A 16,868-nucleotide genomic window follows, 5' to 3' on the forward strand; every position below is an offset into this window, starting at 1 on the left:
GAGGGGGCCATGCGATGCGTAGCCCTTAATTTCTGACGCGTTTTCTTCACGCGAACCGGTACCCACTTCGCTTGAAAACGCTCTAGCGCGTCGCGAACAGTCCAAGAGCTTCACAACGTCTCAACTTAACGCCGGGAACGCCAGCGATGCATTCGTGCGTGCGGGATGCTGTCCGGCAAGAGAAGGAAATACATCCATGGCTATGCCATCCAATACCTTTGCCACCTATGAAGCGGTCGGCAACCGCGAAGACCTGTCGGATGAAATCTTCCGCATCGATCCGACCGACACGCCGTTCTTCACCATGTGCGCGAAGGTGAAGGCCTCCGCCGTCAATCACGAATGGCAGACGCAGGCGCTCGACAGCCGGGATACCGCAAACGCGGTGCTCGAGGGTGACGACGCCACGACCGACACCACCGTGCCGACAGTTCGGCTCGGCAACATCTGTCAGATCTCGGACAAGGTGGCGCGCGTCTCCGGTACGCAGCAGGCGGTCGAGCATGCCGGCCGGGGCGACGAGATGGGTTATCAGAAGATGCTGAAAGGCCTGGCGCTGAAGCTCGACATCGATGCCATTCTATGCGGCACCAACCAGGCCAAGCTGGTCGGTGACGATGCCACCGCGCGTAAAACCGCTTCGGTTCTCTCCTGGCTGAAGACCAATACGTCGAGGGGCACGGGCACTGCGGCGGACCCGGCGGCGGCGAACGGCACCGGCACCCGCACCGACGGCACGCAGGTGGCCTTCACCGAGGCGCGGCTGAAGACCGTTCTGCAGTCGTGCTGGACCAATGGCGGCAAGCCGAACGTCATCATGTGCGGCGGCTTCAACAAGCAGCAGTTCTCGACCTTCACCGGCCGCTCCACGCCGATGGAGGATGCGCGCTCGAAGAAGATCGTGGCGTCGGTCGACGTTTACGAATCCGACTTCGGCGTTCTGAAGGTGGCGCCGAGCCGTCAGGTTCGTCCGCGCGACGTGCTCGTCCTGCAGGACGATATGTGGGCCGTGGCGCACCTCAACAGCCGCAAGATGTTGGCCGTGCCGCTGGCCAAGACCGGCGACAGCGAGCGGGCGCAACTCTTGAGCGAATACGCGCTGGAAGCCCGCAATGAGAAGGCGTCCGGCGGCGTGTTCGACAACACCGCCGCATAACGCGTCTCCCTGCAATTCTCCCTGAATCTTCTGGGCGGCCTTCGGGTCGCCCATTCTTTTTGGAGGCTTTCCATGGCTCTCGCTAATCCACGCCCGCTCGACATCATCCGTGTGTTCGCGCACATGGCCGATTGCTCTACGCCGGGCAGTACTTTCACCGCCGCGCCGTGCCGCGGCAGGGTGATGAAGATGGGCTCCGTTACTCACGCGGCGGTGACCACGGCCGACAATGCCATTACGACCAGGATCAACGGCGCAGCTGTCACCGGCGGCGGCTGGACCATCGCGTTCACCGGCGCAGCAGCCGGCGACGTCGACACTGTCGTTCCCGCAGGCGGCAACACCGTCAACGAGAACGACAGCATCGAGTTCGTCTCCGACGGCGCCGGCTCCGGCACCGTTCCCACGACCTTCTTTGCCGACATCCGGATTGCCTGACATGACAGATTCATCTCGCATCGGCGTCACGCAAACCATCGGGTATGACGCATCCGCGGCCATCGCCAATGCGTTCGGACCGCAGACTTATCGTATCAGGCTGGTGTCGAATTCAGCCTGTCATGTCCGGATCGGCGACGGCGCGCAAACCGCCACCGTCGCCGATCCCTATCTGCCCGCAAACTGGGAGACCTTCGTCACTGTGACGCCAGGTCAGCGGATCTCAGTCATCAAGGCCGCCACCGGCGGCAGCAACACCGCGACGGCAGGCACCCTGTGGGTGACGGAACTGCAATGAGCGTTCACACCTCCCTCCACATCGATGCGAGCGCGAAGAGCTTCACGTTCCAGCGCTCGCAGGATGTGGAGGACATCATTGAAGCCAACAAGCAGGCGGCAGCATTGCCCCAGGCAAGCGACTGGGGACGGCATGTGGCGCGCATCCCCAATATCTTCCTCGAGCAGTGGCTGAACGAGGAATACGAGCGCGGCAACGTCAATTTGCGCCTGTTCACACCGGAATTCGACCGGCTGATTGCGCGCAAGCTGCAGGATCCTGACTGGCTGTTCCTGCGCGTGGATGCGCCGTCCATCCAGGCGGGCTGGCGGGGAGGGATATCGTGAGTCTTGCAAACTATGCCGATCTGCAAGTGGCCATCGCCGAGTGGCTCGGCCGCGAGACTGACGTCGCCATTCTTGCGCGCGTACCGGATTTCATTCGGTTGTGTGAGGCAAAGCTCAATCGCGACTTGCGCTCCAACAAGATGGAATTGAGGGCGACCGCGACCGTTAACATGGAAAGCGCTGAGCCCGAATTCATCACATTGCCCGGGGATTTTCAGACCATGCGGCGTGTGCGGCTGTCGAGCCTCGATCAAAAGCCTCGTCTTGAGTTCATGAACGGCCGGCAGGCGGATGAATTTCGTACCCGCTCAGGCAACGCGCCCGGGCGCCCGCAATTCTTCACTATCTTCGGCGACGAGTTGGAGCTGATCCGCACCCCAGATATGACCTACACGCTGGAGATGGTCTATCGGGCGAATATTCCCGCATTATCGAACGGAAATCCGTCGAACTGGCTGCTGACCACGTCACCGGACATCTATCTTTACGGCGCGCTGCTGGAGACCGCGCCTTACATCAAGGAAGACGAGCGTCTTTCCACCTGGGCCGCCGGTTTCAAATACGCACTCGACAGTGTCAATCAACTCGCGCGCGATCAGGCCTACAACGCAGGCCCCATGACCGCGCGCGTGAGCGGAGCAACGCCATAATGGTTCGCGTGTCGCACAGGAAAGTCTCCGGCAAGTCCCAGGGAAGCGATCCCACGCGGGTCTATGGCAACCATTGGGATGAAGACCATGTCGTCGAGGGTCTGGACATCGGATCGGATGTTCAGGCGCATGATACGACCTTGGACCAGTTGTCCCACAAGTCGCTGATTGGTGAAGGGGCAATCGTTCTGACTGATGGCGCAACTTTAAATGCGCCGCAGATCAATTCTCCGACTGGCATGACCAAGGACGATGTTGGTCTCGATCAGGTGGACAATACGAGCGACGCCGACAAGCCGATCTCCGATGCGGCGCAGACGGCGCTTGATGCGTTTGAGGGCGCAACGCAGGCCGCGTTAGCTGCGAAACAACCGCTTGATGCTGACCTCACTGCGATCGCGGCGCTTTCAGGAACAGGCGTCGCCCGGCGAACAGGGGTGGACGGGTGGTCGGTTGGCACGGCTGTCGCGAATTCCGAACTCGCCACAATGGCGACCGGAACGATCAAGGGAAATGTATCCGGATCGGTTGCTGTGCCATCTGATCTCACGGCGGCGCAGGTCACCTCAGCTCTGAACGTCGTCACCACGTCGGCAAAAGGGCTCGCGCCTCAGCTCCCAAACGATGCGACGAAGTTCCTGGATGGGACGGGCCACTACAGCACCCCGTCCGGCACGGGCGGTACATTCCTCGGCACCATTCAAGGCCTCAACACAGCGAACAATGCCAGCGATGCGAATAACGACATCGATATCGGAGTTGGTAGCGCGCGCGACACGACGAACACTTACGATTTAGTTCTTGCGAGCGGGATTACAAAGCGCCTCGACGCCGCGTGGGTTGCTGGCACCAATCAGGGCGGACTGGACACTGGCTCAAAAGCTAACAATACAAGTTATCATATCTTTCTAATCCGCAAGACTTCGGATGGATCGATCGATGCACTGTTTAGTACGTCGCCAACGAATCCTGTCATGCCAAGCGGATATGCGAAGAAGCGAAGGATTGCGTCAATCAAAACGGATAGCAGCGGGAATATCTACGGATATATCCAGAATGGCGGCTATATCACGTTAAAGGCCCCAGCATCGCAAACGATACCATCCGCAGGGCCGATCGCGCTTACCACCGCAACTCAGCTTCCGCTAGGAGTGAAGTTGCGCGCCCTGTTACTTATCGTGTCCGGGAGCACGTCCGGCGGTAGTGGTTATGCCATGATGCGCGATCCCGATCTTGGTGTTCCATCCACCGTTAATGCACTCACGGGCATTATTTATAAAGACCCATTGATAGGATCGATTTCAACCGTTGCCGAAGTGTGGAGCAGCGCATCAGCTCAATTTTATACGGGGAGCGCTTTTGCAAGCCCACTCATGTTCTTCGTTCTGCAGGGCTGGTTTGATTTGCGAGACGAGTATCAATAATGCAATACAAAACCATCGCCTTCTCTGGAACGAGCTTAACGAGTGGCGTTCCGTCAGCTGGGTGGCAAGCTGACGCCATTAACCGTTTACAGGTTGGCTGTCCTTCTGAATTACGCAACTTTGATCTAGGTGCGCCAGGCCGAACCTCCCAAATGGGGCTTGATGACGTCCAGCGTGTTGTAAACATGAGGCCTGATCTGGCTGTCATAGAGTACGCGATGAATGACGCGCTCACCTCGCTCGATATCAGCGTTGGTACTTTCAAGGGGAATATAGGCGCGATCGTCGATGTCATTGCGAGTGGTTCACCCGATACCATCATATTTTTGATGACTATGAATCCAGTAATCGCTCCTGGACTATCACTCATCCCACACGTTGAGAATTACTATCAGGGCTTACGGGATGTCGCCTCGGATAAGGGCGTAGGCCTGATCGACAACTATCCAGTGTGGGGAGCTCCAACTTCGGGTCAGATGCTCGCTGATGGCGTTCATCCTTCTCGGTCTGCGATATTGGACGTTCTGCTTCCAAATATTGTTTCAAGCTTATCGCCGTTTCTTAGCTAGTGCCGGGACCGTCTCACGATCCTTCTGTCGCCCTCCGACACTGCTCCTCCGGATAAAAAACTTGGCTTTAAGGCTGTTGATACCTCTGCATCTCGCGTCGCATGTGCAGGAAAAATGCGCGGTTTCGGGGGGGTGGCCAATGGGAGTCAATAAATGGGCCGGTCCCCTCACGCCTTTTCCTCAGATTTCGATCCTGAAGCTTTCGACGTGGCCTGGTTTAACGACGCCGCTGACGTTTCGGAAGGCTGGGTTGAGAAGCCAAAGCAAGCCGACATTTGGACGCCGGCAGTCCCACAAAACGAACCATGGACGCGCAACTACGATGAGTGACCCATGCCGCTGATCAAATACGGTGAATATCGCCCGGATGTGTCGGACTACGAGGGCGCGACGACGAAGAACATTCTCAACGTGCTGCCGCAAGGCGATGGCTATGGGCCGTTTCCTGATTTCACGAGCTACAGCGCAGTCTTGCCTGGCATGTGCCGCGGTGCCTTCTATGCTTTGAAAGGTGACGGAACGGTCGCCACTTTCGCCGGCACGGAAGACAAGCTTTATATTTTCGACAACACCACGTTTGCCTGGGTCGATGCCTCAAAGGGCGGCGGGACATATTCCGCACTGAGCGGGACGGCGCAATGGCGCTTCGCCCAGTTCAACAATCTGGTGTTCGCGACCCAGGCCAACAACGTGCTGCAGGTGTTCAATCTGTCGTCATCGACGCAATTCGAGGACGCGCAAGGCGAGCCGCCGCAGGCGGCTTACATCGAAGTGGTGGGGCGCTTTCTGGTGTTGTCCGGCCTGTTGTCCGCGCCTTATCGCATTCAATGGTCGGGATTGAACGACGTCAATTCCGCGAATTCATGGACCAGCGGCGTTAATTCGTGCGACTTCCAGGATCTGCCGGACGGCGGCATTGTGCGCGGTGTGGCAGGCGGTGAATACGGCACCATCTTTCAGGACCAGGCCATCCGCCGCATGATCTATGCGCCCGGTTCACCGGTGATCTTTCAGATCGAGCGCGTGACGCAGGATCAGGGGCTCTACGCGCCTTACAGCGTGATCCGCTCGGGCGATGCGATCTTCTTTTATTCGGCGAAGGGCTTTTACAAGATCGAGCCTGGCGGATTGCCGCAGCAGATCGGGCGCGAGCGCGTCGACCGCACGTTCTTCGCCAATCTCGACAAGGGAAATCTGCAGCTCTTCATCGGCGCCGCCGATCCGCGCGGTACACGGGTGTTCTGGGCTTACAAATCGGTGAACGGTGCAACGGGTTCATACGATACCATTCTTGGCTACGACCGCGCGCTGGATCGTTTCTTTCCGATCAGGATGCGCGGGCAATATCTGCTCGGCATCTCGCAAACGGGACTGACGCTGGAATCCCTCGACGATCTATCCGCCTCGATCGACGCCATGTCGGCCTCACTCGACAGCTATGCGACCTCCGTGACGCCGGAAATCTCCCAGTTCGACACCGCAAATGTGCTCGGCTTTTTTCGTGGCGGTAACCTCGAGGCGACGCTCGAGACGCCGGAGCAGGGGACGGACGGCACGCGCATCTTCATCAAAGGCTTTCGTCCGGTGACCGATGCCGCGCACGTTTTCGGGATGGCCTCGTTCCGCGACAATCAGCAGGCAGGCGTGACCATCACGCCGGAAGCGCTGATCAATCCGCGCACCGGCCGCTGCGACTTCCGCAAGGAAACGCGCTACTCCCGTTTCAGGACGCGCATCCCGGAGGGTGCTGCATGGTCGTTCAATGTCGGCATTGAACCCGATATCGTGGCGGCGGGAGCGCTATGAGCGTCGCCATCGTCCAGACTAACGAAAAGGATCTCACCAAGTTCGCGTTCGCTCTGCAGCAGCTTGCGCAAGGGCGATCCAACGCCGTGGGCGAGGTGACGCTGCGCGCCGGACAGACCACGACGACGGTGAGCAACCAGACCTGCGGGCCCGAGAGCATCGTGCTGCTGATGCCGAAGACGGCGAATGCGGCGGCCGCACTCGCGACGACTTACGTGATAGCGACGGCGCCAGGCACGTTCACGTTGACCCATGCAAGTGCAGCCTCGACAGACCGCACGTTCGGATATGTGAATGTCGGTTGAACTGATCTGTGTTGCTCCCGATCGCGTTCACGAATTCTGGCCACATGTCTCCTATCTGATCCATCGGGCCATCCGCCGCACCAATCTCTCGCATTCACAGGACATCGACTTCGATGTGCTGAATGGCGACGGTCTGTTGTGGATCGCCTGGAACGGCAGCGCGGTGGAAGCAGCCGCGACGACATCGCTGATCGAAACCGATACGGAGACGGTGTGCGTACTGACGGCGTGCGGGGGTGAGAACATGCGCCGCTGGCTCGGCCTGCTCGGCCGGATTGAAGACTACGCGAAAGCAGAAGGTTGTTCGCGCGTCCGCATCTTCGGACGCAAAGGCTGGATGCGTGTGCTTGAACGCTATCGCATCCGCAACGTCATCCTGGAGAAAGAACTCTGATGGGCGGTGAAAGCAAGCAGACCAACACACAGCAAAGCCAGACGCAGCCTTGGGAGGCGGCTCAGCCCGCGCTCAAGGGCATTCTGGATCAGCTCAACACTCTCATTCCGAACAGCGGGCTGTCGCAAACGTCGCAGAGTGCCATTAACCAGCTTCAGCAGAACGCGCAGGCCGGCAATCCCTATGCCGCGCAGATCGGAAACCTCGCGACGAACCTGCTGAACGGCGGCGACGCGACCGGTCAGTCCGGTGACGTCAACCAGGCGTATCAGGATTACGTTGCTCGTCTCGCGTCAACGGCGAACGGTGACAATCTCGATCCGACGAAGATCCCTGGCATGGGATCGTGGCTCGATACAATCAGGGATGATGTCACAAACAGTGTCAACGGCCAGTTTGCTGCGGCGGGACGGGATTTTTCCGGCGCCAACGTGCAGGCGCTGGCGAGAGGCGTCGCCCAGGGCGTCGCGCCGGTTATCACCGGACAATACAATCAGAATGTCGCCAACCAGAAGGCCGCGGCTGATGCGATTTACAACGCCGGCAACACCAATGCCGGTCTGCAGGCCGGATTCCAGCAACAGGCACTCGCCAATCAACAGCAGGGCGTGCAGACGGCGAACGACGCACTCGCTGCGCAAAACTACACGCCTCAACAGTTGCTGCAATTGGAACAGCTCAAACAGCAACTGCCGGCGCAGACGCTGGCCTTGCTGGCGCAGATCGGGGTGCCAATCGCGGGTCTCGGCCAACAATCGAACGGGACCAGCGAGACCACGAGCCAGATGTCCGGCGCGGAGCAGTTCGGAAAGATCGCGACGGGCATCAACAATTTGGTCAACCCACTGAAATTCCTGTTCGGTTAAGGTGCACTGATGGCCGGCCTCTTTGACGCCTTTCAAGACGATGTGCCGTCTGACTTCGGCGAGGGCGGTTTGCTCTCGCTGATCAAGGAGCAGGCGGCTTACAGGAAACCTGTTAGCCCCGAGGCGCAGCCGCCGCAGCAAGCAGAGCAGTTGTTCCCGTCCACGCCTCAGGACTTCGGTCGCCACTTGATCGCGGGGCTGAGCGGATTCTCGAACGGTGTGCGTAACGGCGGCATGCTCAGCGGCATTCTCGGTGGAATCAATGGGCTATCAACCGGTGTCCCACCTGAAGACAGGCAGCGAATGCGCCTGCCGGACGTGACGTTGATCCCCGGGTCGGCGCAAACCATCCCGCGGGATCGGGAGTTGATGCGCATCATGCTGCCCCGAATTCTCGGGCTTTCCGGCAAAGCGAGTGGCGTGCGCTCTGGCATCTCTTGGCGGGGTAAATAATGTCAGTATTTGATTTTGGCAGGGGCGAAGTCTCGGCCCGCGACGAGGCGAAATCTACGCCAGAGCAGATCAGGGCTATGGCGCAGAAACTTTCTGCATGGCTGGCTGAAAAGCCTGACCATCCGGTGGAGCTGGACAAGTATCGAATGGCCGCCCGCCAGGAAATTGATGATCGGAAAGCCAAGGGCGTCCCGCTCGCTACTGGATATGCGCGCCAGTTCGTTCACGGCTTGCTTATGAATGCGGACGATGAAGTCATGGCTGGCGCTATGACTCCCTTCGAAATGGTTCGGCGAGGAACCTGGAGTCCAGCGGAAGCCTATCGTTACGCCAAGGCACGAGAGGATGCGCTGCTGGATGATGCCCGCGAGGAAAATGGCTGGCTCGGAACGGGTGCCGAAATTGCCGGTGGCGTCGGTTCGGGGGCAGGTCTCGCAAAACAAGGAATCACGTTCGCTCGTTTGCTCGGAAAGAACTCTGGTGTAGCCGGCAGAGCTTTGGCGTCCGGCCTGGATGGCGTTACATCTGGCGCCGTCGCCGGCGCACTCGAAGGCAACGCGATCTCGGAGCGCGGCCATCACGCGTTGAGGGGCGGAGCACTTGGCGGGGCTGTCGGCGCCGCGATTCCCGTCATGGCCGCTGTTGCTCGGCCCGTTGTGAACATGGTCCGCGGGCAGAGGAATCCAGACGGCCTTGCCGAAAGCCGGATTGCAGAAGGTTTGATTTCGGGTGAATACACCCCGGAATTGATCGCGCGTGAACTCAAGGATGCAACTGCGGCGGGGCAGGGTGAGTATGCCGTAGTTGATGCCATGGGAGAGGAAGGTCGACGGATACTCGCAAGGACCAGGCAGGCAGCTGCCCAGGAGTTCGTAAAAGATCGTCAACCCGGACAAGGGCCACGGCTGTCGCGAGGAATCGATCGCGCCTTCGGCTTGGCGGATGATGCGCCACAAAGCGTTCATGAACTGGCGAGTATCGCCGAACAAAAGCTGCGGCCGATGCGGGAGGCAACTCTCGATAACCCGCCGGTCATCACGGATACGCTTCAGCAGGCCTTCGATAGCCCTGTGGCCCGAAAAGGTTTTGCTGAGGGTGTCAGACTGGAACAACTGCGAAATGGTCAAGCATTCGATCCGAGGCGCTACGGCATCGCGGGCTTTACTGACCGTGGTGAACCTGTTGTTTCAGGTCCACCGAACATCCGGGCTCTTGATCTCGTCAAGCAGGGGTTAGACAGCCTTCTTGAAAAGAATCCAAAAGCCTCGACCACTGAAGGGAGGCTGTATGCGAATGCTCGTCAGAATTTCCTCAAGGAACTTGGTGCGACCCATTCCGACTATACGAGAGTCAGAGAAGGTTACGATGGTTATGGATCGTTAGTCGATGCCGAAGCGATGGGCCGCGAGGCTGCCGCAACGCCGGGCAGATCAGAAAGCAATGCCCGCCGGTTCAGTGATTTGAATGACTTCGAGCAACACGCTCATCGGCTGGGTTTCGCGCGCGGAGCGGCTGAAGATCTGGGCTCCAGTATGATGGAGAACAAGGCGCCGGGATTGACTCTGCGTGGCGATATCCGTGCGCAATCGCTGCATCAGGGGCCGGTCAAGCCGGGAAGGCTCGATCCATTGCAGCGATATTTTGAACGTGAGAATGCGATGTACAAAACGCATGCCGCGCTCGATGGGATGCCAGCGGAAAAGCCGGAGGGGGTGGCAAAAGAACTCGGTGCCGCTGCGGTTAATGCCGCGAGTGGAAAATTGAGTTCAGCAGGTAGCTCACTCGTTAATACGATTAAGCTGCTCACCAGCGACAACGATACGGTTCGCCGTCGCATCGCGGAAAGACTTCTGTTGAACGGAGAGGCCATGGATCCGGCATCGGTTCTGGGGCTGAATGATGCCGTTCGGCGCATCGAGACAAATCGCCAGCTCGGCAACCTCGCGAGAGGAGGCATCTTGGGAGCGGTTGCCGTCGCCCCTTACGCGACTGGTGTGCGCTAGCTATTTCTGGCGAGACTCAACAGAGACGCCGGTCGCTGGTACCTGGGTGACAGGCGGCTTCGCGGAACCAAAAAAATAGAGGACTAACGCCAGCACGATGCCGCCGCCAATCAACTGCGTCACAAAATCAGAGAGGCCCGTCCCCCAGAAAGGTTCTTTTGGCTTTTCGCGATCTGACTCCCATTCGTGCGGCATTAAGTCGACAGGTTTGTCAGGATCGTTCATGGCAGATGACCCCGGTGAAAAGGACGGGCTGCGATGTTTAGTTCTTAGGTCTCATCCAAATCCTATGCAAGTCGCGGCGGGTCCCCAATTCTGAATAGTGCGTTGCGTGATGACCGTCTCGGCGTAGTGCTCGCATCAAGGTAGTCAAGACGATAGCCGGAATTCAAGCACGGCGGCTCTCTGGAGTCGTCGTTTTCTTTTGGAGATAATGCATGTCAGGATTCTATACGTGGTCCCGTACGGCATCGGCTAACGCGAGTGCTGATAACGCGGTCAATTGGGCTGAGGGGATGGCGCCGTCGGCTGTGAACGACAGTGGTCGCGGCATGATGGCGTCCGCCGCCAAATGGCGTGACGACATTGCCGGTGCGCTGGTAACATCCGGCTCGTCCACGGCCTACACGATCACAAGCTATCAGGGCTTTGACACGCTGGCGCATCTCGATGGCCAGCAGATCGCATTCACCCCGCATGACACCAATGGTGCGACGGTGACGCTGGCAGTGGATGGGCTCGGCGCAAAGCCGTTGCGCAGCGCGCCTGGCGTTGATCTGCCTGCAGCCATGTTGATCGCGGGCAGTCCCTATGTCGCGACCTACTACAGCGGGGCAGGAGAGTTCGTCCTGCAGGGCTTCTACACGCTTCCGGAAGTGATTCCTGTAGGTGGATGTATTCCTTATCTCGGCGCCACGGTGCCCAATAACAACTTTGCCTTTCCATTCGGCCAGACGTTCTCGCGAACGGTTTATTCGAAATTGTTCGCGCTTGTCGGCACGAAGTTTGGATCTGGCGATGGTAGTACGACGTTCAATGGCCCCGACATCCGCGGGCGCGCGTTCTTCGGGCTCGACAACATGGGCGGTGCCGCGGCGAACCGCATCACGTCCGGCGGCAGTGGAATTGCAGGAACGACACTCGGAGCGACGGGCGGGCTAGACTCGTACCCGCTCGCACGAAGTCAACTGCCAAACGTAACCTTGTCGTTGACTGCGGATGGCAGTACGGCGACGAATGTTCTTAGAAATGTGGGCCAGGTGAATGTATCGATTCCCTTCCCAGACGGTGGGATAGCTTCCCCGCCGCTTTTTAATCCTGGCTCGGTCGCAGTGTCTGTTACCGGCACAACCTCTTCAATTAATGGCAATGTGACGCAGGTGGTCACGAACAACATGCCGCCGACCTTCATCTGCCCGGTGATCATGAGGATCATTTAGGGTCGGTTATGCCCACACCTGCATGTTTCTTTTCCGCTGCTCATGAAATTCCTTTTGCTTCACCATTAGACGTCGCTCTGTGTAGATCATTCGAAGCTTCTGATGGTTTTTAACAAACCTTCTCTTGCTTCGACCGGAAAGCTCTGGATCTTCAGGGCGTCTTTTATCTTGTGATTGTCGACAACATAATTTTCGGTGAGCTTGCGCAGCCGATCCGTGTTCAATGGTAGGCGAAGTGTATCTCCTGCGCGCGCCGCTGTCTGAAGAAGCCGGGGAGGGAGGCTCCACAGACGAGACGTTCGGTGCAGTCCCTCCGCGATCAGCCGAACCACTTCCGTGGTGGACAACGCGTCGTCATCCGCCAGCTGATAAGGTCCGCCGGGAATCGAAGGGTGTTCCAGCAAGGCCGCGACCGCGAAACACAAGTTCTCAACGCTGAGGAACGAACGTTTGTTCTGAAATGCCGCGAGTGGATAAGGGATTCCGCTTCTCACAAATCTGTAGAGCAGATTAAGGTTTCCCCTGTTGCCCGGACCGTGGATCATACTGGGGCGCAGGATAAAGACGCGCTTCCCCGAAGGAAGTTGACGGCCGGCAATGTACTGTTCCGCAGCCAGCTTCGATCGCCCATAGGGTGTCTGAGGTGAGGGCTCAGCTGTTTCGTAAAGAACATCGGAGACCTCATCCGCAATGGCTTTCACGCTGCTGAAGAAAACGAAATCCCGCGCGGTGCTCTGCAGGAAAAGATCGAAGAGACGAGACGTCAGTTCGGTGTTGCTGGCGAAGTATTCATCTGCATTCGACGTGCCGCGGACATCATGCGCTTTGCCGGCCAGATGGATGACGGCCGTCGCGTCATTCAGGAAGTCTGTCGAAAGGTCATCCCACTGACAATAATCGTCTTGGCTGACCGCAGTGGAGGGACCACGTCCGATGGACGCCAGACGATATCGTCCCTGCAGATATCGGGCGAGGTTTTGGCCTACGAAGCCGCTTTTTCCGGTGATGACCAGTCGTTGCATTGTCATGTCGTTGAGTGTTCTACACGGGCCTTCTCGGCTCCGCAAAGCACCAATGCCCGGGCGATACGCGATACCTGGCACCGATGTGGCCTGACTCGATTGTGAATGCGACCACCGTTTCGGACAGACGGCCACCGACATCAGGGGTAGCGGCGGAAGCGCAACCTTCCCAATGCGCGCCGTTAAGGCGAGGCTTGGCGACCCTGAGGTCGGTCACATTGCCAACAAAGACGCTCGCGGGATTGGATCTCACAAGCTGGGCAACATCAGGCTCCGGATCAACCGGCGGCTGGTAGGATTCCTTCGCCCTCAGAGTGAATGGAATGAACTTGTCGGTGAGGTCGCTGGCGCCACAGCCGCTCAAGACGACGCTGAGAATGCACAGGACGATCAAGGTCTGAATTTTCATCGGCGGCAAACTATCGCGAATTTGCGCATCCGCAATCCCCCTCTCGCTGGCTGAGTTCACATTGGAGTTAGAATATGCCGGACCTCGCATTGCTGCAGGCGCGGAATGCCGCGCGCTGGCACAACGCAAAGCTGACGCGTGCTTCCGAGTTTGGGCCGGTTGCGGTCCGGCTAGTGGCTCCTCCCGCTAAGGCGCGGTACCGAGCCATCGAAGCTAGAACGGGGGTGCCGTGGTTCTTCATCGCCGTGGCACACCAACGGGAGTCTTCGCAGGATTGGTCGCGCAGCCTCGCGCAAGGCGATCCGTGGAATAGGACGTCGACGCATGAGCCAAAGGGGCGAGGGCCGTTTGCGTCATTTGAAGACGCTGCTGTTGACGCTTTAAAGAACTGTGCGCCCTATGCCGCGCGTAACACGGACTGGAGCATTGGCGGTCTGCTGACGATGCTTGAGCAGTATAACGGGCTCGGGTATTCCAATCGCGGATTGGCTAGCCCTTACATCTGGTCGGGGACCGATCAGTACCTGAAAGGCAAATATATCGCGGACGGCAAGTTCGATCCGACCGTCGTCGACAAGCAGCTCGGTTGCGCCGGGCTCATCGTCGCGATGATGCAAATCGAATCCAGCATCAAGTTCGGACCGGACGACGAGCCAGCCGTCGTTGCGATGAAGCCGCTGATCGCGCCATCCGCTCCGTCACCAGTCAAAGGCAGCATCAGTGCGGTGATCGCAGGATTCCTATCATCCATCTTCAAACGCGCGGCATAAGGAGACGACATGCTCGCAATCGCTCTACTCGTTTTAGCCATCGTTATTGCAGTTTATTTTTTCATCATTCGGCCGATCTTGAAAACCCAGCCGGCTTTCTCTGAAGCGTTCAGGGCAGAAGCGTCGTTCTTCGACAAGGTGCGGGCTAAGATCGTGGGTTGGCGCACGCACATCGCCGCGCGGCTGACCATGCTCGCGGGTTTGTTCGTCGGTCTGTATGATCAGGCGCTGCCGATTGTCACCGGGCAAGACTGGACACCGCTGACGGCCAAAGTCCCGGCGTGGGCCTTGCCGGTTAGCATGGTCGGTGTCGGCCTGCTGTTCGCATGGTTGCGAAAGATCACGGACAATCCGCCGCAGATCGTCACCCAAAAGGACGACAACGGTGTCGCTCGCGTTGTCGATGTCATCAAGCCGATGGCCTGATCATGTTTTGGTCCTGGCTCGGAAATTTTCTCGCGGGCCCGCTACTCGGCAAGGCACTTGATGCCTACAAGGCGAAGCTGGCTGCGGGCAGTACCGATGCCGGCATCGCGGCCGATCTCGCGGCGAAGGAGATTCTTCTTCAGCAGCGTGAAGCTGAATTGCAGACGCAATACCGCGTGGCCGAGATCGGCCATTGGTACGAACCCGACAAGATCATGGGGTACGCGGTGGCGATCTATTTCGCCAAACTCCTCATCGTCGACAAGGTGATGGGGTGGGGCGTCACCGATCCCTTGACCGGATTCGCAGAGACGACGGCCAACCTCATCGTCGCGTTCTATTTCGCCAAACGCGGGTTTGAGAACATCGCGCGGATTATCAAGCGATAGAGGGCGGCCATGCAGGACCATGAAGTCAGGGCCATCTTCACGGAAGTCCTCGCCGAACAGAAGCGGCTCTACGGCGCGGAAACGGAGGAGGCCGTCCAGCGCACGATCTCCACGATGCTGACGTCGTTCGGGATCGAGGAGGAGGACAGAGCAGAGTTGCGGGCGGACTTCATTCACCTGCGCAAATGGCGCAAGAGCGTCGAACAGGCACAAAGCCTGACCATCAGGGCGATGGTCACGATCATCGCTGCCGGGGCGGCCGGAGCCTTGTGGCTCGGGATCAAGACGATGCTGCAGGGGAAAACATAGCCTCGGCCCGCCTAATCCAGCGTGATCCAAGCCGGCGCATGATCACTTGCGCCCTCACGGCCTCGCACCTTGCGGTCGACACCCGCGTCAGACAGTCGGACGGAAAGGTCCTTGCTTAGGAGCAGGTGATCGAGTCGAAGGCCGTGGTCTTTCTCATAGCGTTCGCGCCAGTAGGTCCAGAACGTATAGATGCGTTTCTCCCCGCTGACATGACGCAGCGCGTCGGTCCACCCTTTGTCGAGCAGGCGAGCAAACGCCTGGCGCGGCTTGGGCTGTACAAGCGCATCCTTGTCCCATGATGTCGTCGGGTAGATATCGATTGCTGTCGGCACGACGTTGTAGTCGCCCGCCAGGATCACGGGCACGCGCCTTTTCTGGAGCGTCGTCGCGTGGCGGGCCAGGCGCGCGAACCACTGCATCTTGTAGGTGAACTTAGGCCCCGGCTGTGGATTGCCGTTCGGTAAATAGAGCGAGGCGACGATCATGCCCCCGACAGCGGCCTCGATATAACGCGCCTGGCGATCTCTTGGGTCGCCCGGAAGCCGGCGGCGGGTGACGATGGGGTCAGCCTTGTGTGCCAGGATCGCGACGCCGTTCCAGCTCCGCTCGCTTTCCCATGCGGCTCCATATCCCGCGCGCCGCAAGGCTGCTTCGGGAAAAGCAGATGGCTCGCATTTTAACTCCTGAAGGCAGGCAACATCAGGCTTGGCGGTCTTCAGCCACGCGAGAAGGAGCGGCAAACGCTTGTTGATATTGTTGACGTTGAATGTCGCAATCTTCATGCCGCGGTGAGGCTCAAAGCCTCACAGCACCAGCTCGAACATCAGGATGACGAGCGCGGTGGCCACCGCCCAGCAAAGCAAGCGATCTTCAGCAATAGCGTGGATAATTTTCATCGTTTCCAGCCCAAAACAATCAGCCCCAAATCAAAGCAGGCAATTCGGTGGCGGCAGTTCTGTTCCAGAATTTTGCATGTCGTTTACGCATGGAGGGTTGCATTTATGTCAGGCCGAGTCCGACCGACGTCAGACGGCAATCCCACACCAACGCCTTTCCGGCGGCTCCGACCATTAAACGGCCGATGGCATCACTCTGCCATGGGCAGTCCCAGAAACTTGCGGACGGCAGCCTGCTTATGCCGCTGCTCCGTCACCGCATCGCGGCAATCCGGAAAAGGAAATCCGGAAATTTGCGCATGCAGTTTCACGGCGTCGGGAGAACGCTTGAAGATGGCCGAGGCCCGCACCGGCGGCACGCCTTTGGCGACCAGCGTTCGCAGGAGTTCCGTTTGCTCAGGCTTCCAGGTGAGGCTTGTGATCTGCGTCATTCCGCGACCTCGCGATCGAACGTTTTGGCCAACACAACCCGGCAGCCCTTCAGACGTTCCGCGCCCTGCGACACTGCATCCCTTTTAGG

24 protein-coding genes are annotated in these 16,868 nt (G+C 58.8%); 18 read left to right on the forward strand and 6 right to left on the reverse strand.

Annotated features, from left to right (window positions below; genetic code table 11):
• The first annotated feature begins 196 nt into the window (after positions 1–196).
• The 12 genes from ACP0KA_RS21395 to ACP0KA_RS21450 all read left to right on the forward strand — a co-directional run bounded on the left by ACP0KA_RS21395 (position 197) and on the right by ACP0KA_RS21450 (position 8,685).
• Complete coding sequence (locus tag ACP0KA_RS21395) at positions 197–1,156, forward strand: DUF5309 domain-containing protein (RefSeq protein WP_424630727.1); 960 nt, start codon at positions 197–199, stop codon at positions 1,154–1,156.
• A 72-nt stretch (positions 1,157–1,228) separates the two neighbouring features.
• Positions 1,229–1,594 carry a hypothetical protein gene (locus ACP0KA_RS21400; protein ID WP_424630728.1) on the forward strand — a complete coding sequence of 122 codons (366 nt, stop codon included), beginning with the start codon at positions 1,229–1,231 and terminating at the stop codon, positions 1,592–1,594.
• A 1-nt stretch (position 1,595) separates the two neighbouring features.
• Positions 1,596–1,892, forward strand: a complete 297-nt coding sequence (locus ACP0KA_RS21405) for a hypothetical protein (protein ID WP_424630729.1) — start codon at positions 1,596–1,598, stop codon at positions 1,890–1,892.
• Positions 1,889–2,218, forward strand: a complete 330-nt coding sequence (locus ACP0KA_RS21410; RefSeq protein ID WP_424630730.1) for a hypothetical protein — start codon at positions 1,889–1,891, stop codon at positions 2,216–2,218. Before ACP0KA_RS21405 ends, ACP0KA_RS21410 begins: the two co-directional genes overlap by 4 nt.
• Positions 2,215–2,868, forward strand: coding sequence for a phage adaptor protein (locus tag ACP0KA_RS21415; RefSeq protein WP_424630731.1), 654 nt, complete (start codon positions 2,215–2,217; stop codon positions 2,866–2,868). Before ACP0KA_RS21410 ends, ACP0KA_RS21415 begins: the two co-directional genes overlap by 4 nt.
• Positions 2,868–4,292: a hypothetical protein gene (locus ACP0KA_RS21420; protein WP_424630732.1), complete on the forward strand. Its 1,425-nt coding sequence runs from the start codon at positions 2,868–2,870 to the stop codon at positions 4,290–4,292. Before ACP0KA_RS21415 ends, ACP0KA_RS21420 begins: the two co-directional genes overlap by 1 nt.
• A complete protein-coding gene (locus ACP0KA_RS21425; RefSeq protein ID WP_424630733.1) occupies positions 4,292–4,861 on the forward strand; it encodes an SGNH/GDSL hydrolase family protein in 570 nt (189 codons plus the stop codon). The genes ACP0KA_RS21420 and ACP0KA_RS21425 overlap by 1 nt, the downstream gene beginning before the upstream one ends.
• Before the next feature lie 333 nt (positions 4,862–5,194).
• A complete protein-coding gene (locus ACP0KA_RS21430; protein WP_424630734.1) occupies positions 5,195–6,667 on the forward strand; it encodes a hypothetical protein in 1,473 nt (490 codons plus the stop codon).
• Positions 6,664–6,972, forward strand: coding sequence for a hypothetical protein (locus ACP0KA_RS21435; RefSeq protein WP_424630735.1), 309 nt, complete (start codon positions 6,664–6,666; stop codon positions 6,970–6,972). The genes ACP0KA_RS21430 and ACP0KA_RS21435 overlap by 4 nt, the downstream gene beginning before the upstream one ends.
• Entirely contained in the window at positions 6,962–7,366 is a 405-nt protein-coding gene (locus tag ACP0KA_RS21440; RefSeq protein ID WP_424630736.1) for a hypothetical protein, read from the forward strand. Before ACP0KA_RS21435 ends, ACP0KA_RS21440 begins: the two co-directional genes overlap by 11 nt.
• A complete protein-coding gene (locus ACP0KA_RS21445) occupies positions 7,366–8,232 on the forward strand; it encodes a tail fiber domain-containing protein (protein WP_424630737.1) in 867 nt (288 codons plus the stop codon). The genes ACP0KA_RS21440 and ACP0KA_RS21445 overlap by 1 nt, the downstream gene beginning before the upstream one ends.
• Before the next feature lie 9 nt (positions 8,233–8,241).
• Positions 8,242–8,685 carry a hypothetical protein gene (locus ACP0KA_RS21450; RefSeq protein ID WP_424630738.1) on the forward strand — a complete coding sequence of 148 codons (444 nt, stop codon included), beginning with the start codon at positions 8,242–8,244 and terminating at the stop codon, positions 8,683–8,685.
• Between the two features lie 2 nt (positions 8,686–8,687).
• Here the strand turns inward: ACP0KA_RS21450 and ACP0KA_RS21455 are convergent, their stop codons facing one another.
• A complete protein-coding gene (locus ACP0KA_RS21455) occupies positions 8,688–9,650 on the reverse strand; it encodes a hypothetical protein (protein WP_424630739.1) in 963 nt (320 codons plus the stop codon).
• Between ACP0KA_RS21455 and ACP0KA_RS21460 the strand changes: the two genes are divergently transcribed.
• Positions 9,621–10,688, forward strand: a complete 1,068-nt coding sequence (locus ACP0KA_RS21460; RefSeq protein ID WP_424630740.1) for a hypothetical protein — start codon at positions 9,621–9,623, stop codon at positions 10,686–10,688. The genes ACP0KA_RS21455 and ACP0KA_RS21460 overlap by 30 nt on opposite strands.
• Here ACP0KA_RS21460 and ACP0KA_RS21465 read toward each other — a convergent pair whose 3' ends face one another.
• Entirely contained in the window at positions 10,689–10,913 is a 225-nt protein-coding gene (locus ACP0KA_RS21465; protein WP_424630741.1) for a hypothetical protein, read from the reverse strand.
• A gap of 212 nt (positions 10,914–11,125) precedes the next feature.
• Here ACP0KA_RS21465 and ACP0KA_RS21470 point away from each other — a divergent pair, with 212 nt between their 5' ends.
• Positions 11,126–12,127 carry a tail fiber protein gene (locus ACP0KA_RS21470; RefSeq protein WP_424630742.1) on the forward strand — a complete coding sequence of 334 codons (1,002 nt, stop codon included), beginning with the start codon at positions 11,126–11,128 and terminating at the stop codon, positions 12,125–12,127.
• A gap of 86 nt (positions 12,128–12,213) precedes the next feature.
• Here ACP0KA_RS21470 and ACP0KA_RS21475 read toward each other — a convergent pair whose 3' ends face one another.
• A complete protein-coding gene (locus ACP0KA_RS21475; RefSeq protein WP_424630743.1) occupies positions 12,214–13,155 on the reverse strand; it encodes an NAD-dependent epimerase/dehydratase family protein in 942 nt (313 codons plus the stop codon).
• A 13-nt stretch (positions 13,156–13,168) separates the two neighbouring features.
• Entirely contained in the window at positions 13,169–13,558 is a 390-nt protein-coding gene (locus ACP0KA_RS21480) for a hypothetical protein (RefSeq protein ID WP_424630744.1), read from the reverse strand.
• 74 nt (positions 13,559–13,632) lie between these two features.
• Here ACP0KA_RS21480 and ACP0KA_RS21485 point away from each other — a divergent pair, with 74 nt between their 5' ends.
• From ACP0KA_RS21485 to ACP0KA_RS21500, 4 genes are read left to right on the forward strand one after another with little or no spacing between them, the layout of a single operon-like run.
• Entirely contained in the window at positions 13,633–14,328 is a 696-nt protein-coding gene (locus ACP0KA_RS21485; protein ID WP_424630745.1) for a hypothetical protein, read from the forward strand.
• A 9-nt stretch (positions 14,329–14,337) separates the two neighbouring features.
• On the forward strand, positions 14,338–14,754 hold the full coding sequence (locus ACP0KA_RS21490) for a hypothetical protein (RefSeq protein WP_424630746.1): 417 nt from the start codon (positions 14,338–14,340) through the stop codon (positions 14,752–14,754).
• A gap of 2 nt (positions 14,755–14,756) precedes the next feature.
• Positions 14,757–15,143 (forward strand): hypothetical protein, encoded by a 387-nt coding sequence (locus ACP0KA_RS21495; RefSeq protein WP_424630747.1) that lies wholly within the window; start codon positions 14,757–14,759, stop codon positions 15,141–15,143.
• A gap of 9 nt (positions 15,144–15,152) precedes the next feature.
• On the forward strand, positions 15,153–15,452 hold the full coding sequence (locus tag ACP0KA_RS21500) for a hypothetical protein (RefSeq protein WP_424630748.1): 300 nt from the start codon (positions 15,153–15,155) through the stop codon (positions 15,450–15,452).
• Positions 15,453–15,463: 11 nt separating this feature from the next.
• Here ACP0KA_RS21500 and ACP0KA_RS21505 read toward each other — a convergent pair whose 3' ends face one another.
• Complete coding sequence (locus tag ACP0KA_RS21505) at positions 15,464–16,234, reverse strand: exodeoxyribonuclease III (RefSeq protein ID WP_424630749.1); 771 nt, start codon at positions 16,232–16,234, stop codon at positions 15,464–15,466.
• A gap of 305 nt (positions 16,235–16,539) precedes the next feature.
• The gene (locus ACP0KA_RS21510) at positions 16,540–16,779 is read right to left on the reverse strand and encodes a hypothetical protein (RefSeq protein ID WP_424630750.1); all 240 of its coding nucleotides are present in this window, start codon (positions 16,777–16,779) and stop codon (positions 16,540–16,542) included.
• Positions 16,780–16,868 lie beyond the last annotated feature (89 nt).

Source organism: Bradyrhizobium sp. SYSU BS000235, from assembly GCF_049747295.1.
Taxonomy (GTDB): domain Bacteria; phylum Pseudomonadota; class Alphaproteobacteria; order Rhizobiales; family Xanthobacteraceae; genus Afipia.